The 18,023-nt window shown below is 68.2% G+C and carries 20 protein-coding genes; 13 read left to right on the forward strand and 7 right to left on the reverse strand.

Annotated elements, in window-relative coordinates; translation table 11 throughout:
- Positions 1-66: 66 nt before the first annotated feature.
- From AB1446_11205 to AB1446_11215, 3 genes are all read right to left on the reverse strand, one after another.
- Positions 67-2,322: a DNA translocase FtsK gene (locus AB1446_11205; protein ID MEW6547460.1), complete on the reverse strand. Its 2,256-nt coding sequence runs from the start codon at positions 2,320-2,322 to the stop codon at positions 67-69.
- A 230-nt stretch (positions 2,323-2,552) separates the two neighbouring features.
- Positions 2,553-3,410, reverse strand: a complete 858-nt coding sequence (locus AB1446_11210; protein ID MEW6547461.1) for an undecaprenyl-diphosphate phosphatase — start codon at positions 3,408-3,410, stop codon at positions 2,553-2,555.
- A 51-nt stretch (positions 3,411-3,461) separates the two neighbouring features.
- Positions 3,462-4,568, reverse strand: coding sequence for a hypothetical protein (locus tag AB1446_11215; GenBank protein MEW6547462.1), 1,107 nt, complete (start codon positions 4,566-4,568; stop codon positions 3,462-3,464).
- 249 nt (positions 4,569-4,817) lie between these two features.
- Here AB1446_11215 and AB1446_11220 point away from each other — a divergent pair, with 249 nt between their 5' ends.
- Positions 4,818-5,471: a class II aldolase/adducin family protein gene (locus AB1446_11220; protein MEW6547463.1), complete on the forward strand. Its 654-nt coding sequence runs from the start codon at positions 4,818-4,820 to the stop codon at positions 5,469-5,471.
- A 23-nt stretch (positions 5,472-5,494) separates the two neighbouring features.
- Here AB1446_11220 and AB1446_11225 read toward each other — a convergent pair whose 3' ends face one another.
- On the reverse strand, positions 5,495-5,707 hold the full coding sequence (locus tag AB1446_11225; GenBank protein ID MEW6547464.1) for a YlzJ-like family protein: 213 nt from the start codon (positions 5,705-5,707) through the stop codon (positions 5,495-5,497).
- A gap of 5 nt (positions 5,708-5,712) precedes the next feature.
- Positions 5,713-6,654: an ATP-dependent Clp protease proteolytic subunit gene (locus AB1446_11230; GenBank protein MEW6547465.1), complete on the reverse strand. Its 942-nt coding sequence runs from the start codon at positions 6,652-6,654 to the stop codon at positions 5,713-5,715.
- A gap of 331 nt (positions 6,655-6,985) precedes the next feature.
- Between AB1446_11230 and AB1446_11235 the strand changes: the two genes are divergently transcribed.
- From AB1446_11235 to AB1446_11280, 10 genes are all read left to right on the forward strand, one after another.
- Complete coding sequence (locus tag AB1446_11235) at positions 6,986-7,378, forward strand: chorismate mutase (GenBank protein MEW6547466.1); 393 nt, start codon at positions 6,986-6,988, stop codon at positions 7,376-7,378.
- A complete protein-coding gene (gene aroF / locus AB1446_11240) occupies positions 7,375-8,442 on the forward strand; it encodes a 3-deoxy-7-phosphoheptulonate synthase (protein ID MEW6547467.1) in 1,068 nt (355 codons plus the stop codon). Before AB1446_11235 ends, aroF begins: the two co-directional genes overlap by 4 nt.
- Positions 8,439-9,401, forward strand: a complete 963-nt coding sequence (locus AB1446_11245) for a prephenate dehydrogenase/arogenate dehydrogenase family protein (GenBank protein ID MEW6547468.1) — start codon at positions 8,439-8,441, stop codon at positions 9,399-9,401. Before aroF ends, AB1446_11245 begins: the two co-directional genes overlap by 4 nt.
- Positions 9,398-10,744: a 3-phosphoshikimate 1-carboxyvinyltransferase gene (gene aroA, locus AB1446_11250; protein ID MEW6547469.1), complete on the forward strand. Its 1,347-nt coding sequence runs from the start codon at positions 9,398-9,400 to the stop codon at positions 10,742-10,744. Before AB1446_11245 ends, aroA begins: the two co-directional genes overlap by 4 nt.
- The gene (locus tag AB1446_11255) at positions 10,728-11,594 is read left to right on the forward strand and encodes a shikimate dehydrogenase (protein MEW6547470.1); all 867 of its coding nucleotides are present in this window, start codon (positions 10,728-10,730) and stop codon (positions 11,592-11,594) included. The genes aroA and AB1446_11255 overlap by 17 nt, the downstream gene beginning before the upstream one ends.
- Positions 11,582-12,730: a chorismate synthase gene (gene aroC / locus AB1446_11260; protein MEW6547471.1), complete on the forward strand. Its 1,149-nt coding sequence runs from the start codon at positions 11,582-11,584 to the stop codon at positions 12,728-12,730. Before AB1446_11255 ends, aroC begins: the two co-directional genes overlap by 13 nt.
- Positions 12,727-14,316 (forward strand): bifunctional shikimate kinase/3-dehydroquinate synthase, encoded by a 1,590-nt coding sequence (locus tag AB1446_11265; GenBank protein MEW6547472.1) that lies wholly within the window; start codon positions 12,727-12,729, stop codon positions 14,314-14,316. Before aroC ends, AB1446_11265 begins: the two co-directional genes overlap by 4 nt.
- A 3-nt stretch (positions 14,317-14,319) precedes the next feature.
- Positions 14,320-14,757, forward strand: a complete 438-nt coding sequence (gene aroQ, locus AB1446_11270) for a type II 3-dehydroquinate dehydratase (GenBank protein MEW6547473.1) — start codon at positions 14,320-14,322, stop codon at positions 14,755-14,757.
- Between the two features lie 141 nt (positions 14,758-14,898).
- Complete coding sequence (locus AB1446_11275; GenBank protein ID MEW6547474.1) at positions 14,899-15,126, forward strand: spore coat protein; 228 nt, start codon at positions 14,899-14,901, stop codon at positions 15,124-15,126.
- A gap of 112 nt (positions 15,127-15,238) precedes the next feature.
- On the forward strand, positions 15,239-15,472 hold the full coding sequence (locus AB1446_11280) for a spore coat protein (protein MEW6547475.1): 234 nt from the start codon (positions 15,239-15,241) through the stop codon (positions 15,470-15,472).
- Between the two features lie 32 nt (positions 15,473-15,504).
- On the opposite strand, the gene AB1446_11285 is transcribed toward AB1446_11280, so the two are convergent.
- Together AB1446_11285 and AB1446_11290 are read right to left on the reverse strand one after the other, a co-directional pair.
- Positions 15,505-15,915, reverse strand: coding sequence for a L,D-transpeptidase (locus AB1446_11285; GenBank protein ID MEW6547476.1), 411 nt, complete (start codon positions 15,913-15,915; stop codon positions 15,505-15,507).
- 86 nt (positions 15,916-16,001) lie between these two features.
- Positions 16,002-16,370, reverse strand: coding sequence for a hypothetical protein (locus AB1446_11290; protein ID MEW6547477.1), 369 nt, complete (start codon positions 16,368-16,370; stop codon positions 16,002-16,004).
- A gap of 181 nt (positions 16,371-16,551) precedes the next feature.
- Here AB1446_11290 and cobO point away from each other — a divergent pair, with 181 nt between their 5' ends.
- Together cobO and AB1446_11300 are read left to right on the forward strand one after the other, a co-directional pair.
- Positions 16,552-17,091: a cob(I)yrinic acid a,c-diamide adenosyltransferase gene (gene cobO, locus AB1446_11295; GenBank protein ID MEW6547478.1), complete on the forward strand. Its 540-nt coding sequence runs from the start codon at positions 16,552-16,554 to the stop codon at positions 17,089-17,091.
- An 86-nt stretch (positions 17,092-17,177) separates the two neighbouring features.
- Entirely contained in the window at positions 17,178-18,023 is an 846-nt protein-coding gene (locus tag AB1446_11300; protein MEW6547479.1) for a class I SAM-dependent methyltransferase, read from the forward strand.

The following is an 18,023-nucleotide window of genomic DNA, read 5'->3' on the forward strand; positions in this document are numbered from 1 at the left end:
GATGGGTGAGGGCGACTTCAGGAAAGCCGTGAAGTAACGCATACCGGAATGTTCGCCGTCCGTGCTTTATTCCCTGCGCCCTGACTCGAAGAGGCGTCGGTATTCCTCCAGGGTCAGGAATACCTCGCGGGGACGGGTGCCGTCGTACGCGCTCACGAACCCGCGGGCCTCCATCATGTCTATCAGGCGGGCGGCCCGGGTGTAGCCCACCCGCAGACGCCGTTGCAGGAGGGAAGCGGACGCCTGGCGGGCTTCCACCACCACCCGCACCGCCTGCGGGAACAGGTCATCTTCCATCTCCTGGGTCTCTTCCCCGGTTTCAACCTGCAGGATACGCTGCTCAAACTGGGGGCTGGCCTGAGCAGAGCAGTGGGTGACCAGGGCTTCCAGTTCCTGCTCCGAGATATACGCTCCCTGGGCCCTGATCGGTTTGGTGGCTCCCATGGGCAAGAAGAGCATGTCGCCGCGCCCCACCAGGCGCTCGGCTCCCGGCATGTCCAGGACGATCCGAGAATCCACCTGGGAAGCTACGGTAAACGCCACCCGGGAAGGGATGTTGGCCTTGATGGTGCCCGTCACCACATCGGCGGACGGGCGCTGCGTGGCCATCACCAGGTGGATGCCCGCCGCCCGCCCCATCTGGGCGAGGCGCTGCACGGCTTCCTCTAGTTCCACGGGAGCCACCGTCATCAGGTCGGCCAGTTCGTCGATCACTACCACGATGAAGGGGAGCGCGGCCAGGGGATTGCCGTCCTTGATCATGGCCTGGTTGTAGCGTCCGATGTCCCGTACCCCGGCGTCGGCGAAGAGCCGCCAACGCTGGACCATTTCTTCTACCACCCACCGCAGCACCCCGGCTGCCTTCTTGGGCTCGGCCACCACCGGCGCCAGCAGGTGGGGAATCCCGTCGAATACGCTGAGTTCCACCACTTTGGGGTCGATGAGGATGAACTTGACTTCGTGGGGGCGGGCTTTGAAGAGGATGCTCGAGATGATGGCGTTCAGGCACACGCTCTTTCCGGAGCCCGTGGCCCCCGCGATGAGCAGGTGCAGGAGGCTATCCAGGGTGGGGACCACCGGTCGCCCGGCCACGTCCTTCCCCAGGGCGATGGTGAGCGGGGAGGGGGATTGCTGGAACTCGGGGGTCTCCAGCACATCGCGCAGGGTGACCATGGAGATCTGGCGGTTGGGGACCTCGATGCCCACGGCGGATTTGCCGGGTATCCGCGGCTCGATGCGCACGTCCGCCGCCGCCAGGGAGAGGGCGATGTCGTCGGCCAGCGCCGTGATGCGTGATACCTTGACGCCCGGCCCCGGGTGGACTTCGAACCGGGTGACGGCGGGGCCCCGGCTGACCTCCACAACTTGGGCCTGCACACCAAAGGAGGCCAGGGTTTCCTCGATCAGGCGGGCCTTGTCGGCGATCTCCCGGTCGCTGCGGGGCAGGCGCGAGCGACCCTTCTCCAGAAGAGTCAGGGGCGGCAACTGGTACAGCTGAAAGTCAAGGGTCAACTGACGTTCGTTCGCAGCCCGGGTCTGCCGGCGGGCGCCAGCATGGGGAGAGGAACCCGGTGGTGCCTGCGGGGGCTGCCCGGCCGGCACCCCCGTCGGGGGAGCCCCCTGCCCGCCGGGCACCCCGGGGGTGGCCGCCTGCCCGCCGGGTGCCCCGGGGGTGGGCGGTTCCCGGGTGGCCAACTGCTCGCCCGGCAGGGCGGGCCCCGCCACGGGAGGGGCAGGAACGGGCACATGGGCCGGCAACCCGCTGCCGGTGGGGGTCAGGGATGCTTCCTCTTCCGTCGACTCGATCAGTTCCTGCGGTACCTCCACGAAGAACAGCCGGCGCAGGCCGTGCACCAGCCTCCTCCATGCTCTGGCCGCCAGGCGGGCAGTCCGGGCAGTCAGCCCCAGTAACTGGGCGACGGTGACGTGCGTCAGGGCCAGAGCACTTGCCAGGGCAGCGGCGCTTCCCACCAGCCACGCCCCCGCGCTGCCGAAGGCCCGGGTGAGTGCCAGCCAGACTACCCGGCCCAGGACGCCCCCGCCCATACCCAGGCGGGCGGCCTCCCATTCCTGGAGGCCCGAGAAGCGGTTAACCGATAGGGCCCAGGCGTGGACAGCGGCTGCCCCCAGCAGGAGGAGTCCCGTGGCTCCCAACCAGCGTCTGACTCCGGCGAAGCCCCGATGGCGCCACACCAGGCCGGCACCCAGAAGGAGCAGGGTCGCCCCCAGGCCGTAAGCGGCATCGCCGAGCAGGAGGCGCAGGATCCGTTTCAGCCAGACCCCCACAGGTCCCGTAGATGACGGGAACCCGAGGGCGGTCATCACCAGTCCCCCGCCCACCAGGGAAGCGATACCCCAGAGTTCGTAATACAGGGCATCACGGGGCCTGGCATGCGAATCCTCTCGGTCTCCTCTACCCCTACCCCCTCTTCCCCTCTGTGTCCGGGCCCTGCCCGTGTTGCGGCGGCTCAAGGCATTCCCCCCAATATATGTTCGCAAGAGGCGACCGGATTCCTGCCACCTATCGCCTCCCGTCCCAATTCTACCCAACGTCAGTAAGGATGCAGGTAGGTGGCCGCCAGGGTGATGATCCCGACTGCCCAGCAGTAGTAGGCAAATGACCGCAGGGATCCCTGCCGCACCAGACGCAGCATCCAGCGCACGCTGATCACGCCCACCAGGGTGGCGGTTACCGCCCCCACCAGGAGTGGCGCGGCTGCGAGGGCCAGGCCGCCGCTGCCCAGGGCATCCAGGGCGTCCACGGCGGCGGCTCCCAGGATGGCGGGGATGGAAAGCAGGAACGAGAAGCGGGCGGCGGCATCCGGTTCCATCCCGCAGGCCAGGCCGGCTGCGATGGTGAGGCCGGAGCGGGAAAGCCCCGGCACGATGGCCAGCGCCTGGGCGGTGCCGACGGCCAGCGCCTGGCGTCCCCTCACCGCAAGGAGGCGGGTGCGACCCCCCGAAAGCGAGGGAGTGACGGCCAGGACCGCGCCGGTGACCAGCAGGGCCCAGGCCGCCGCACGGGGAGATGTGAACAGCCGCTCGAAGAAGTCCTTGCCCGCCAGGCCTATGACCCCGGTGGGGACCAGGGCCAGCAGGATCATGGCCAGGAGCTGGCGCTGGCTACGGCGCTGGTGGGCAAACCGAATCTGGCGAGGGGGAGGCCCGAAAATCGCGTGAAGCAGCATCTTCACGTCGGGCCACAGGGCGATGAGAACGGCCAGTAGGGTCCCCAGGTGCACGGCCACCTCGAAAGTGACACCCGGCATCTTCACCCCGGTCAGCCCCTGCAGGATTACCAGGTGGCCGGAGCTGGACACGGGGAGAAACTCGGTCAGACCCTGGACGACCCCCAGGACCGCAGCCCATGTCAGGGACACGTACCTCACCGTCCTTTTCGTTCCGGACATGAACAGCCAGGCGCCGCCTAGGAGACGGCTGTCCCATCGGGAACGGTCCCATTATAACGCGCGGGTGCGCCACAGGGCCACGGGAAGGCCGAGCAAGACCAGGAACCCCACGTAACCTGCCAGAGGGTAGATGGTTACCACCAGGCGGGGGAATCCCAGGCGGCTGGCCAGAAGTGCCAGTATTCCCATCCCCGCCAGAACCATGGCCCGCCATAGCCCCGCCCTCGTCGCCTGCCGGGGGGTCAGGCGCCGCTCCAGGGCGAACAGGTTGGCTACCGCTGTGGTGTAGATCTCGGCGAACAGGACCAGGGCGTAACCGGTGCGGGCCCATGGGGGTAGCGATCGGGCAGCCTCCAGCATGGGGATGGCCAGGGCTGCGGAATCCGGCAGGCTGCTCAGGACGGCCAGATGGACGGCCAGAGCCGCCACCCCCAATCCCATTCCCCCCAGGATACCTCCGGCCACCACCGTTCGCAAGGACTGCGTGCCTGCCCCCAGGGGCGCCAGTACCCCCAGGGAGAGGAATAGATTGTACGAGGCGTAGAGGGCTGTGGCTACCCCCCAGGAGGGGTGGGCAGCTGCCCCGGGCTGCCACCATCTCCAGCCGAGATGGATGCCTCGGGCGACGACGGTGGAAATGGAGACCGCCAGCACCGCTGTCACCAGTAGGGGCACCACCACCCTGTTCGCGGCCACCACCCCGCGCAACCCAAACGCCACCGTCGCCACTGCAGCCAGCACCAGGACCGCTGAACCCAGCCAGTTGGCGAGCCCCAGGTGTTCCTGGAACAGGGCCCCGGAGCCGGCCGTCATCACCACCATGCCTCCGAATAGCAGGAAGGCCATGGTCCCATCGAGCAAGCGCCCCACCAGCGGTCCGGCCAGGGTGAGGAGGGCGTCCCCAAAGGACCTGGCTCGGGTGCGTCTTCCCAGTTCGCAAATGGCGGCGCCGCCGGCCATGAGGAGCAGGGCGGCCAGCAGCACGCCGCCGGTGCCCCGTCCCCCGAACTGACTGAAAAAGCGTAAGACCTCCTGGCCTGAGGCGAAGCCGGCTCCTACCACTGTCCCCATGTACGTGGCTGCCACTCCCCAGAGGGACGGTCCGGCCCGGCCCGGCCGGAGCGGTGGGCGGACAGCCGCGTGCTCATCCTGTGCCAAGGTGAGTGCCTCCAGTGGGACCGCGCCAGGAGGGGCGGGCAGGGAGGCCCAGCACCCGCCGGCAAGGTAAGGGCTCCCTGGTACCCGGAGCCCCTTCACATGAATTGTAGGCCCGCAGAGCCGCGGCTATTCGCTCCGGGCTGCGTCCGGCGCCGGGGCTGTCAACGTGGGTGCCAATGTGGTACACTCGCGTCGGCGCAGATGTCGATGCGCCGGTTGAATCGCAGGTGGCAGGGGTGGGGGGAAGCGATGGGCGAGCAGGAAGCCAGGTTGCGAGAAGAGATGGTGCGTTACGGCAACCTGCTCCTCGAGCGCGCGCTGGTCACGGGGACGGGCGGGAACATAAGTGTTCGCCTTCCGGATGACAGGGGGATGTTGATCACCCCCAGCGGGATGCCTTACGCCGAGATCGGGCCGGAAGACATCGTGAGGGTGGATCTTGCGGGTAACGTGCTGGGCGGGACGCGCCGGCCCTCGATCGAGAGACTCATGCACCTGGAGATATACCGGCGCCGGCCCGATGTGGGGGCCATCGTGCACGCCCACCCTCCGTTCTGTACCGCGGTGGCGGCGTGTCGCCGGGACCTGGAGCCCATCACCGACGTGATTGCGGCCGTCTTCGGGGGTCCCGTGCGCACTTCCGCGTACGCCCGCGTGGGCACTCCCGAGTTAGCGTGCAACGTGGCTGAGGTCCTGGGCCAGGGGCGGGCGGCCCTCATCGCCAACCACGGCGCGGTGACGGTCGGGCCCGACCTGGCTTCGGCATTTGACCTCTGTATCATACTGGAATCCTGTGCCCAGGTCTTCGTTTACGCCCATCTGTTGGGGCAGCCGGTGGTCTTGCCGCCGGAGGTGGTAAGGGAGGAGAAAGAGGACCTGGCCAGGCGCTACGGGCAGCGCTGACCCGGACCCGGCTTGCCGTTTGTTCAGCGGAGCAGGGGAACCACGCGGCCGGGTTGGAGGTCAGGTCGCAGGAAGTCGGCGGGATCGGTGGAGATGAGCCTGACCACGCGGGCCTGGGTGGCGGAAATGGGCTCCACCAGCAGACGTTTTCCGTGGTAGGTTATCTCGATGATATCGCGGTCGTAACTGCGGGGATCGATCATCACCGCCTCTTCGGCCATGGGCGTCCACAACATGTGCTTCACCCCGGCTGTCGTGTTTTAGCACCGTCCTGTTGTGGGGCGGACGAGGTCGGGGGAACGTCACCGGCGGGGGCCGGGGGTGCGGGAACGTTGCCGGCGGGGGCTGGCTGGCCTGCGGCACCTTGCGGCCGGTCTCGTCCGGGGTTCTTGGCCTGGTGTTTCCTCTCGGCAATGAGATCCTCCAGCCTGGCCAGGGCTTCCTGGAGCCCGCCCACCTCGTCTATAAGGCCCACGTCCACGGCGTCCTTGCCCACCAGCACCGTGCCGATGTCGCGGGCGAGTTCCCCGGTGCGGAACATCAATTCGCGGTACTTTTCTTCGCTGATGCGGGAGTGGCTTACGACGAACTTTACCACCCTGTCCTGCATTTTCTCCAGGTACTCGAAGGTCTGGGGGACCCCTATGATCATGCCGCTGAGTCGGATGGGATGGACCGTGACGGTGGCGGTGCTGGCGATGAAGGAGTAATCGCACGCGATGGCCAGGGGCATCCCTATGGAATGGCCTCCTCCCAGGACCAGGGAAACCCGGGGTTTCTTCATGGAAGCCAGCATCTCGGCGATGGCCAGCCCGGCCTCCACATCCCCACCCACGGTATTGAGGATCACCAGGAGTCCTTCTATGGAATCGCTCTGCTCGACGGCCACCAGCTGGGGGAGGACGTGCTCGTACTTGGTGGTCTTGTTCTGGGAAGGGAGCAGGATGTGCCCCTCGATCTGACCCACAACCACCAGACAGTGGATGTTGCTGGGCACACCGGGCACGGAACTGTCCTCGGCCCAGGCGGCCACGGGACCGGGAGCGGGTTTGTCGGGGGTGCGCCGGCGCTTCCCTGCTCTTGGGGCAGGCGCGGGCGTCGTTCCGGGTGCGACGGGCCCCGGCGCCGCCCCGGGTGGTTCCCGTACGGGAATCGTCGTGCCCAGCCGTGTCCTGTCTGCCACTGTACCCCTCCCCAGGCCTGCAGGTGAAGCCAGGGGTTATTATCCCCCGCATGCTGCGGTTTGTGGCCTGGTACGTACGGGAGACGCGCTGCCTCCCGAGGCAACGCGGGGTCTTGTCAGGAAGGCCTTCTTGTCTGTATAATGCCGCGCAAGGAGGACGGCAGTTTCCTCTCCCCGGCCCGAGCGGGCGGCAGGTTGCGCAATCCGGGCGGGCGGGGCAAATACGGCGGTAGGACGGTAGGGCGGTAGGGGCCGGCGGCAGTGCGCATCGCACCCCCTACGGGGTGTTTTGTGTTATCTGGCCCTCCGTGCGCCGCGGGGAGGTGTTCTCTTGCGGAGGCGAGGCGTTTTGTTGCGTGGGGTGCGAGGAGCTATTTTGATCCCGGACGATGCCGGAGGGGGACGCGCGGCAGTGCAGGAACTGCTGCGGGCCCTGGTGGACGCGAACGGAATCCTGTTGGAGGATCTGGCAGCCGCGCTGTTCAGCCTTCCCCCGGAACTGGCCGGGTTGCGGGCAGCACAGGCAGCCCGCGAGATGGGGTGGGATCATGTTCCCCTCTTTGAGTTGAGCCAGCCCGCCCGTGCCGATGACCTGCCCCGCTGCCTGCGGGTGCTGCTCTTGTGGAACACCGACCGTTCCCAGGGCGACGTCCGCCACATCTATCTGGGAGAGGCAGTCCGGCTGCGCCCGGACCTGGTCTGTGGGGAGGAGGAGGAACGGTGATCGTAGTCATGCTACCCTCTGCTACGGCGGAGCAGACGGACAGAGTGGTCGGAGAGGTACGCAGCCGGGGCCTGGAAGCGCACGTTTCCCGGGGGGAAAAGTGCACCGTCATCGGGGTGGTAGGGAACACTGCAGACATCGACCCCGAAGATCTGGGTGCCCTGCCGGGCGTCGAGCGGGTGGTGAGGGTGATGAAACCCTACCGGCTGGCTCATCGCGAGGCCCAGCCGGGGGGGACGCGGGTCACGGTACGCTGGAACGGCGGCAGCGTCACCGTGGGAGGAAAGGAGATCGTCCTGGCGGCGGGACCCTGCGCGGTGGAGGATGAGCAGGGCCTGCTGGAGACGGCCCGGGCCGTGAGGCGCTCAGGGGCAGTTATGCTGCGGGGAGGGGTGTTCAAGCCTCGCACCTCTCCGTACAGCTTCCAGGGCCTGGGGCGGGAGGGATTGCTCATGCTGGCCCGTGCCCGGGAGGAGACCGGCCTGGCCATTGTGACCGAGGTCATGGCTCCCGAACAGGTCCCCCTGGTGGCGGCTTACGCGGATATGCTGCAAATCGGCACCCGCAACATGTTCAACTACCCGCTCCTGAAGGCGGCGGGCAGAACCTCCCGCCCCGTGTTGCTCAAGCGGGGGATGATGGCCACCGTGGAAGAGTGGTTGCTGGCGGCCGAGTACATCCTGGCGGAGGGGAACCCCAACGTGATCCTGTGCGAGCGGGGGATCCGGACTTTCGAAGGGTTCACCCGTAACACCCTGGATCTGAGCGCGGTACCGGTGGTGAAATCCCTTTCTCACCTGCCGGTGTGGGTTGACCCCAGCCACGGGACGGGCCGGGCCGATCTGGTGATCCCCATGGCCCGGGCAGCCGTGGCCGCCGGGGCCGACGGGTTGCTGGTGGAGGTGCACGGTTCTCCGGCCGCGGCTCGCTCCGATGGTGCCCAGTCTCTCACGCCGGACCAATTCGACCGCCTGGTGGAAGAGTGCCGGGCAGTGGCCGGGGCACTGGGGCGCAGCCTGGCGACACCCTGCGTTGACGTTGCCTGCCAGGAGGCGGCCGGATGATGGGCGGCGGTGATCCTCACTTTAGCTGGAAGGGGCGGCCCGTCGGGGTGGTCGGTCTGGGCCTGATGGGAGGGTCGTGGGCGGGGGCGGCCCGCCCACTAGTGGGGACCCTGCACGGTTGCGATCGGGCCCCGGAAGCGAGGGCGGGCGCCCTGGCCCGGGGGCTCGTCGATGCCGCCTGGGAGGCACCCGGTCCCTGGCTGGGGCATTGTGACCTGGTGGTGCTGGCGGTGCCCCCCGGGGTTGCAGGCGAGATGGCCAGGTCCTGCCTCGACTACATGAAGGCTGGGTCCATCCTCACCGACGTATGCAGCGTCAAGGAAGCGGTGGTCGCAGAGGTAGCACCCCTGTTGGAGGGAAGAGGAGTGAGCTACGTTCCCGGACACCCCCTGGCGGGAAAGGAAAGGTCTGGCCTCGATGCCGCCTGCCCCGATCTCTTCCGGGGGGCTCCCTACGTGTTGTGCGATCCCTTGCCCTCCGGGAGGGCGGAGCCCGCCTGGCAGGCACTGGCCGTCCTGGTACGGGCCATGGGGGCGCGACCCGTGCGTGTTGGGCCTGATGATCACGACCGCCTGGTGGCAGCTTCCAGCCACCTGCCCTACCTGGTGGCGGTGGCCATGACCCGGGTGGTGGGGGCAGTGCAGGCAGGGGGAGTGCCCGCCACCGCCCTGGTTTCCTCCGGGTTCCGAGATACCACCCGGGTGGCCCTGTCGCCCCCCGACCTGTGGGCCGACATCCTGGTGCGCAATCCGGCCCTGGGCGAGGTCGCCCGGATGGTGCTGGCCGAGCTGCAGATGATCCTCGGGGTCGTCCGGGAAGAACCGGGTGGACTGGCCCGTCTGCTGGAAGAAGGCCGGGCCGTGCGCGACCAGATAGACCGGCAGCGTCCGGAATATGAGCGACACGGGCTGCCCCGGACCCGGGACTGCCGGCCGAAGGGTGGGGAGGGATCAACGTGAGCCAGGTTACGGTATATCCGGCCGGGGTTGGCCTGCAGGGAACCCTGGAACTCCCCGGCGACAAATCCATTTCCCACCGCGCCGCCATCCTGGCGGCCATGGCGGACGGGACGTCTTCCATCGGAGGATTCTCGCCCAGCGATGACTGCGGCCGGACCGTGTCCGCCCTGCAGGCTATGGGGGTGGAAATCGAGCGGCGCGGGGACAGCCTCACCGTCAGGGGAACCGGTGTGGCCTGGCGGGAACCGGCCGGGGTAGTGGACCTGGGGAACTCGGGCACCAGCATGCGTCTTCTCGCGGGCGTGCTGGCGGGCGTGCCGGGATTCCGGGTGCTGGATGGAGATGATTCCCTGCGGCGCCGCCCCATGGGGCGGGTGGTGCATCCCCTGCGCAGCATGGGGGCAGACATCGACGGGCGGCAGGAGGGTAATCTGGCTCCCCTGGCCATTCGAGGCCGGGCCCTCACGGGAAGGGAGTTCACCCTCCCCGTGGCCAGCGCCCAGGTGAAATCCTGCCTCTTGCTGGCGGGCCTGCTGGCCGATGGGGAAACCTGGGTGGAGGAGCCCCTGCGCACCCGCGACCATACTGAACGCATGCTGCCCCTGGCGGGAGTCACCGTGAGCAGCAAGGGTAGGGCGGTGGGCGTGCGGGGTCCCTGCCGTTTGCGTCGCTTTGAGGTGCACGTGCCCGGGGATCCCTCCGCGGCGGCATTCCTGGTGGTGGCATCCTGCCTGGTGCCGGGCAGTCGCGTGGTCCTGCGGCGGGTGGGGCTGAATCCCCACCGCACCGGCTTTTTGCGGGTGCTGGCCCGCATGGGTGCCCGCCTGCGGGTGGTGCCGGGAGACGGCGCAGGGGCCGGGGGCGAACCCGTGGGTGACCTGGAGGTACTCAGCGCCCGGCTGCAGGCCACCGAGATCGGGCCGGAGGAAATTCCGTCCCTCATCGACGAACTGCCCGTGCTGGCGGTGGCCGCCTGCGCCGCCAGCGGCGTCACCCGGGTTCGGGGCGCCTCCGAACTGCGGGTGAAGGAGAGCGACCGCCTGGCGGCGGTGGCGGGGGAGCTTTCCCGGCTGGGGGCCCGCATCGCGGAGACTCCGGACGGCTGGATCATCGAGGGGCCCTGCCGCCTGCACGGGGGCAGCGTCTCGTCCTGGGGTGATCACCGGCTGGCCATGGCCTGGGCGGTGGCAGCACTGGCCTCCGAGGGTCCGGTCGAGGTGGCGGGGGCAGAGGCGGTGGCCGTTTCCTACCCCGGCTTCTTCGCCGACCTGCGGGCCCTGGGCGCCACCATTGAGGCGGAAGAATCCCGCGGAGACGGTGACGGATATGAACCCCGGGCGTAGTTGCTTTCTCATCGGATACCCCGTATCCCACAGCCTCTCCCCGGCCATGTTCCGGGCGGCCTTCTCTGCCCTGGGCCTGGACTGGACCTACCGGGCCATCCCGGTTCTCCCCGGGCAGGTGGGGGAGGCCCTGGCTCGCCTTGCGGAAGAAGGAGCGGTGGGAGTCAACATCACCATGCCCCTCAAGCACGAGGCCCTCGCCCACGCTACCTGCATCACCCCCCGGGCCCGGGCGGTGGGGGCGGCGAATACCCTCACCCGCCTGGGGGACACGGAGTGGGAAGCCGACAATACCGACTGGCCCGGGCTGGGGCGGGCTCTGGCGGAGGTGGCCGACCCCGGCGAACTGGCGGCCGGGAGCCGCCCGGGAGTGGTCTTCGGGGCCGGGGGGGCTGCGGCCGCCGCCGCCTTCTGCCTGGCGGAGATGGGCCTTCGCGTCGTGGTGGTGAACCGCGACGCGCGTCGAGGCATATGCCTGGCCGACCGGGTACGGGGGCAGTACCTGCCCTGGGGGGATGGCTCCCTTCCCGGCGTGCTGGCGCGGGCCGCGGTGGTGGTGAACGCTACTCCCCTGGGGATGGGGGACCGGCGGGGGGAAAGCCCCCTGCCCCCCGGCACGGTGCTGTCACCGGGGTGCGTGGCCTGCGACCTGGTGTACCACCCGGTGGAGACGGAGTTTGTAACCCGGGCACGGGAGCAGGGGGCCAGGGTTGTGACGGGTCTGGCTGTGCTCCTCTGGCAGGGGGTGCTGGCCTTCCAGAGGTGGACCGGGCAGCTCGCCCCCGTGGAAGCGATGCGCCATGCCCTTACCGGAGCGGAGCAAGGAGGGACCTCGCGTTGCGTTATCTGACGGCCGGGGATTCCCACGGCCCGGGTTTGGTGGTCATAGTGGATGGTGTTCCGGCCGGGGTACCGCTGGAACCCGCCCACATCGAGCGGGACCTGGCCCGCCGGCGGGCGGGTTACGGCCGATCTGGCCGGATGAGCCAGGAAACAGAAAAGGTGCAGATCTGGGGTGGTCTCTACCGGGGGGTGACAACGGGGGCACCCCTGGGAATCATCATCCCCAACCGGGTGGGTCCCCGGGTGGCGGGGCCCGAGGTCTACCGGATCCCCCGTCCCGGCCACGCCGACCTGGCCGGGTTTCTCAAGTATTCCCCTCCGGACCTCTTCCCCGTACAGGAACGGGCCAGCGCCCGCGAGACGTCCGCCCGCTGCGCGGCGGGGGCAGTGGCCAGGAGGTTACTGGAGGAGGTGGGGGTGCGCGTGTTCAGTCTGGTCACCAGCATCGGCGCGGTTACTGCCCCCGGGGTCGGTGCCAACGAACTCGCAGAGGATCTGCCTGCCGGCGGGCCCGATCTCACTGCCGGGGGCCAGGTGGGTTGGGACGATCTGGCTGCCAGGGCCGAGGCGTCTCCCGTCCGTTGCCCCTGGGAGGGGGCCAGTTCCGCCATGCAGGAGGAGATTGCCCGCGCGGCTCGCGCCGGCGACACCCTGGGCGGTACCTTTGTGGTGGTGGCCACCGGGGTGCCTCCCGGACTGGGCACCTACGCCCAGAGGGACAGGCGCCTGGACGGCCGTCTGGCGGCGGCGGTGATGTCCGTTCCCGCCATCAAGGGGGTGGAAATCGGCCTGGGGTTTGCGGGTGCCTCCCTGCCCGGGTCGCGGGCCCACGACTCCATCCTGCCGGGATTCGTCCGCCCCACCAACCGGGCGGGTGGGCTGGAGGGCGGGGTGACCACCGGTCAGCCGCTCTTGTTGCGCGCGGCAATGAAGCCCATACCCACCCTCCCCGGGGGGTTGCCCTCGGTTGACCTGGTGACGGGGGAAGCAACGCGCGCGCCTGCCCAGCGGGCCGACGTGTGTGCTGTGCCTGCTGCTGCGGTGGTGGCCGAAGCCGCGGTGGCCTGGGAACTGGCCCGGGCCCTCCTGGAGCGTTACGGAGGAGACCGGCTGCAGGACATAAAGGCGGGTATGGGGAGATGAAGGTCTACCTAGTGGGTCCCACCGGTGTGGGCAAGACCACCATCGGCAGGCTGCTGGCATCCCGGCTCAACCTGGCCTTCCTGGATGCCGACGAGTTGATCGCTGCTCGGGCGGGGGTGCCCATCCCGAGGATCTTCTCCCGCGAGGGCGAGCAGGGGTTCCGGCGCCGGGAAAAGGAGACCGTCCGGCTGATCACCCAGCTGGGGAGCGCGGTTGTGGCCCTGGGGGGTGGCGCGGTGCTCGACCCGGACATCCGGGAATGGTTGACGCAGTCGGGTAAGGTGGTATCCCTGGTGGCCGACCCCGATCTCCTGGTGGACAGGATCGGGCGGTCGCCCCGCCCGGGGTTGCCCCGTCCCGCGGACGCCGCCTTCGCGGACAAGGCCCGGCAGGCCTTGGGGGAACGCATGCAGGCGGCGGCTGGCCTGGGCCCCTCCGTGGACGTCTCCGGGCTGACGCCCGACGAGGCGGCGCTCCGGGTGCTGCTCGCCCTCCGGAATCCTGCCAGGACGGCGGCGTGCCACGGCAGGTGGGAGATGATACTTCGGCTGGGCAGGACCGACTGCCTGGTACGGGGAGAGCCGGGGGCAGTGCGGAGTGCTTCGCTTGAGATCCCCGTCGACCGGGTCTCTGCACTCCTGGTGGTCAGTTCCCCCGTACCGTATTGCCTGTACGGCGGTGGCCTGGTGGCTAGGTGGCGCGAGGCGGGTTGGCCGGTGCAGGTAAGCCTGGTCCCCGACGGGGAAGAGGCCAAGCGACCCCGCTGGTTGTGGCACCTGTGGCGAGCCTGGGCCCGGTTGCGGGTGGACAGGGAGGCCCTCGTGGTGGCGCTCGGGGGAGGGGCCGTGAGCGACCTGGCAGGCCTGGCTGCCGCTACCTATTTGCGGGGGATATCCTGGGTGGTGATACCCACCACCCTGCTCGCCCAGGTGGACGCGTCGCTGGGAGGCAAGGTGGCGATCGACCTGCCCGAGGGCAAGAACCTGGCGGGTGCCTTCTGGCAACCCCGGAGCATCCATGTGGACGTGGAGGTGCTGGGCAGCCTGCCCCGGGAGCAAATCCGGTCCGGCCTGGCCGAGGTGGTGAAATGCGCCCTCATCGAGGGCGAGGGGTTCCTGCGTCTGCTGGAGGAGGAGGCAGACGCCCTGATGGGGGCAGATCCCAGCGTCCTCGGGGAAGTGGTGCGCCGCTGCCTGTCCGTGAAGGCGGCCGTGGTGGAGCGGGACGATCAGGAACGGGGCCCCCGCCAGATCCTCAACCTGGGGCACACGGTGGGACACGCCCTGGAGCGGGAGACGGGGTGGGACCACGGCCGGGCGGTGGCGGTGGGTCTGGTGGCCGCCTGCGAATTGGCCGGTGCGGATGGACTGGCCGAGCGGGTGCGGACGCTCCTGGTACGGCTGGGGCTGCCGGTGAGGCTGCCCGTGGGGCTGGCTCATCGGGTGGGACGCCGCATGTGGTGGGACAAGAAGGTGCGGCAGGGTCAGTTGAGGTTCGTGTTACCCCGAGCCCCCGGGGACGTGTGCTGGGGAGTGGCGGTGGACCCGGACCGGGTGCGGGAAGTCCTGCGGCAGATGGAGGGGTAAAGCGTGCGGATCTGGGTGTTGCACGGGCCCAACCTGGGGGAGCTGGGGAAGAGAGAGCCAACCGTTTACGGTACCACTGGCCTGGAGGAAATCGACCGCCGGCTCCGGGAACGGGGGCACGAACTGGGCGTGGAGGTTTGGTGTGCACAGTACGATGGGGAAGGAGAGCTGGTGAGCGCCATCCACCGGGCTGGCCGCGAGGCACAGGCGCTGGTGATCAACCCGGGCGCTTACGCTCACTACAGCCTGGCCATCGCCGATGCCATCCGGGCTATCACTATCCCCTGCGTAGAGGTGCACCTGAGCAACGTCTGGGCGCGAGAGCCCTTTCGGCACACCCTGGTGACTGCTCCGGCCTGCCGCGGCGTAATCGCGGGGCTGGGGGTGCACGGTTATTTGCTGGCCCTGGAGGCAGCCGCCGCCCTGGCCACCGGCGCGTAGTGCTGGATCCCGGGGCGTTCCCCTTCCGCACGGTGGATAAATGCCACCGGGCTGGTGACACTACTGGCAGAAGGGCCGAGGGGGACGCTGCTCCCGGGATATCCGGGAGGTGGTTTGCCGAGCAGAAGGGGGTGTGGTAGGGTGACCGCCCAGATGCGGGGCTCCCAGTTGAGTGCCCTGGAAAAGCACTACATCGAGGAACAGCTCAAACACGAGCGGCTGTGCCTCACCAAGTGCAACACCTTTGCCAACCAGTTGCAGGACCCTCAGTTGCGGCAGGTGGTCCAGAACCTGGGGCAGCAGTGCCAGGGGCACGTGCAGACCCTGAGCAACCTGCTGCAGCAGAGCGGTTTCACGCCTCCCGCGTAGCAGCCCCGGGGGTATTGGCCGCGCGGGAGGCAGGCCGGATCCTCCGGGCACCCGGGAGTGAGGCCGTGCGGAGAGACGCCAGGGACCAGAGGATGGGAAAAGGGGGATGGCAATGCCTTTTGGCGGTATGAGCGACCGGGACATGGTGGGGGACCTGCTGGCTACGGTGAAATCCATGTCCAGCACCTACCACCAGGCCATTCTGGAGTCTGCCAACAACAACGTGCGGCAGACCATGGAGACCCTGCACGACGACCAGGTCAACCAGGCCAAGGTCCTTTTCGACGCTATGCAGGCGCGGGGATGGTATAAGGTGGAGCCCGCCCGTCCCACGCCTCCGGGCTAGCGGCCGCCCGGCCGAGGGGATCATCCCCTACGTCAGGGAGCTGGCGATACTGGTTCCCCGGGATAGCGGCCCACGATGCGTACGGGCGTGCCCAGGGGGGCCAGGTCGTACAGCTCCTCGACGTCCTGGTTGTACATGCGGATGCAACCGTTGGACACCCAGTGGCCGATGCTCCAGGGCGCATTGGTACCGTGGATGCCGTAGCGCCCCCAGGGCACGTCCAATTCCATCCAGCGGGTACCCAGTGCCTCCCATTCCGGATGGCGGATCTTGGCGACAATGTGCCATCGCCCTCGGGGGGTGGGGGTGGAAGGCCGCCCCACCCCGCACGGGTACACCTTGTAAAACCTGCCCATCCGGAAAAACGTCAGTAAGCGGGCCTCGACGTCGATCAGGATTTCCGGTGATTCGGCGACCAATACCCAGTTCCTGGGTCGGAACACGTGCTCACCCGCATCATCCTATGCGGCGGACGTCGAGAGTCGCTATGGGCTTGCCGCGGCGCGTCAGGGTCACGCAGCGCAGCGGGTCACCGCCGCCAGAGGAGTTCTGAGCCCAGGATGCAGAGGGCGACCGTGATCACCACCCCGGAAGACACGAGCAGGCTTTCCTGCCAGGTGATGGCGCCTGATACGGACTCCACGTACGCCCAGAGGAAGCCGGCCAGCAGGGCCAGGCTGGAGACGGCCACGAATAACAGTTCCCAGCGCCGCTTGCGCGCCACGAAGGCCATCTTCTCCTCCCAGGTCAGTTCCTGCCACGACTTGCCCTTCACCGTGGGCGGAAGCCCTCTCGTTTCCCGAGCGAGGCGGCGGTACCCGATGGCAACGGAGACCAGCACCGCCGTCGCCACCAGGGCAGCGAATATGGCAAGCACGTCCGCACCCGGGAAATCCATCCGCTTCCCACCACTGGTAATCTTATCACACACCAGCTGCCGCAGGTGCATAGACAGATCTTTCCTCGCTGGGCTAAAATAGCCCCGGGACCGGGAGGGGGGTGCTGTGTTGAGCAGGGAAGTCGAGGTGGGGGCAGAGCTGGAAGATGAGGTGCGATCCCAGATCCAGCCCAAGCGGGAGATCCGTTCTCGGGGCAGGGGGCTGGTCCTGGTGTACACCGGCAACGGCAAGGGAAAGACCACCGCTGCCTTTGGACTGGCCCTGCGGGCCGTCGGGCACGGGGAGGCAGTGTACGTCGTCCAGTTCATGAAAGGACCCGAGCGCACATATGGAGAAGCAGAGGCGGCCCACAAGTTCCTGGGGGAATGGCTCACGGTGGTGCAGTCGGGCCGCGACCAGTTCGTCGACCGTGCCCGTCCCGCCCCGGAGGACCGCGAACTGGCCCGGCAGGGGCTGGAACTGGCCAGGCGCGCCATGCTGTCCGGCCGTTATCAACTGATCGTGCTGGACGAGGTCAACGTGGCCGTCGACTTCGGATTGCTGTCCATTAAAGAAGTGCTTGACCTGCTGGATGATCGCCCTCCGGACGTGGACGTAGTGCTCACGGGGCGGTATGCTTCCCCCGAGTTGATAGCCAGAGCAGACATGGTTTCCGAAGTGCGGGAGATCAAGCACCACTACCGGGAAGGGGTGGCGGCACGGGCCGGCATAGAATTTTGACGCGGGTGCGGTATTATTTACCTGCAGGGGGAAAGGGCTCCGGGCGCGAACCAAAGAATACTTTCCCCTGACAGGAGGAGGACGGTTTGACCGGCGACGTGCGTGACGTGCAGAGGCCGGTATCACGCCCGCCCCGACCCAAAGGCAGGCAGATATCCCCGGACGTGGTGGTCGAGGCCTGGGATCGGTGCGCCCCGGAGTGGGCGCAATGGGTGCGATCCGGCCGGGATGCTGACCGGGAGTGCCTGCTGGACCCGGTCATGCTGAGGTTGCTGGGGGGATTGAAGGGCGCCCGCGTGCTGGATCTGGGTTGCGGCGAGGGGTATTTTAGCCGGGTCATGGCCCGCCGGGAGGCCAGCGTGGTGGGAGTGGACATCTCTCCGGTCATGATTTCGCTGGCCCAGGAGGAGGAACAGCGTCACCCCCTGGGCATCACTTACTGCCAGGGGGATATCACCGACCTGGCCGTCTTCGCCAAAGAAACGTTCGACGCCGCGGTTGCCTACCTTTCGTTGTCCGATTGCATCGATCACCAGCTTGCCCTCCGAGAGGCAGCCCGGGTGCTCAAGAAGAAGGGACGGCTGGTGTACTGCCTGCCTCATCCCTGCTTCTTCACCCCGGGGGCTTCCTGGGAGCCCAGGGATCGCCTGCGGGTGTCCGGCAGCGACCATGACAAGCTGCACTGGAAGGTGGATCGTTACTTCCACCGGGAGCGGGTGGACTGGGTGGTTTATCCCAACCTGCCCGCCAGCACCCCCCATTTCCACCGCCCCCTGCAGGATTACCTTGATGCGACCTGGGAGGCCGGGTTGCAGGTGACGGCTATCGTGGAACCGGTGCCTTCCCCTCAGTTGCTGGCAGAGAGCCAGACCTGGGAGAAGTACCTCCGCATCGGTTTTTACCTAGTAGTGCAGGCGGAGAAGACCCGTTAG

The sequence above is a fragment of the Bacillota bacterium genome, assembly GCA_040757085.1.
Taxonomy (GTDB): Bacteria; Bacillota; Sulfobacillia; order JACIYH01; family JACIYH01; genus JACIYH01.

Bases quoted from the DNA above. Each gene is read 5' to 3' on its own strand.
- AB1446_11220 (MEW6547463.1), top strand. From the start codon at position 4,818: ATGGGCGAGCAGGAAGCCAGGTTGCGAGAAGAGATGGTGCGTTACGGC.
- AB1446_11225 (MEW6547464.1), bottom strand. From the start codon at position 5,707: ATGTTGTGGACGCCCATGGCCGAAGAGGCGGTGATGATCGATCCCCGC.
- AB1446_11255 (MEW6547470.1), top strand. From the start codon at position 10,728: ATGAACCCCGGGCGTAGTTGCTTTCTCATCGGATACCCCGTATCCCAC.
- AB1446_11280 (MEW6547475.1), top strand. From the start codon at position 15,239: ATGCCTTTTGGCGGTATGAGCGACCGGGACATGGTGGGGGACCTGCTG.
- AB1446_11210 (MEW6547461.1), bottom strand. From the start codon at position 3,410: ATGTCCGGAACGAAAAGGACGGTGAGGTACGTGTCCCTGACATGGGCT.
- AB1446_11205 (MEW6547460.1), bottom strand. From the start codon at position 2,322: ATGACCGCCCTCGGGTTCCCGTCATCTACGGGACCTGTGGGGGTCTGG.
- AB1446_11245 (MEW6547468.1), top strand. From the start codon at position 8,439: ATGATGGGCGGCGGTGATCCTCACTTTAGCTGGAAGGGGCGGCCCGTC.
- AB1446_11265 (MEW6547472.1), top strand. From the start codon at position 12,727: ATGAAGGTCTACCTAGTGGGTCCCACCGGTGTGGGCAAGACCACCATC.
- AB1446_11290 (MEW6547477.1), bottom strand. From the start codon at position 16,370: ATGGATTTCCCGGGTGCGGACGTGCTTGCCATATTCGCTGCCCTGGTG.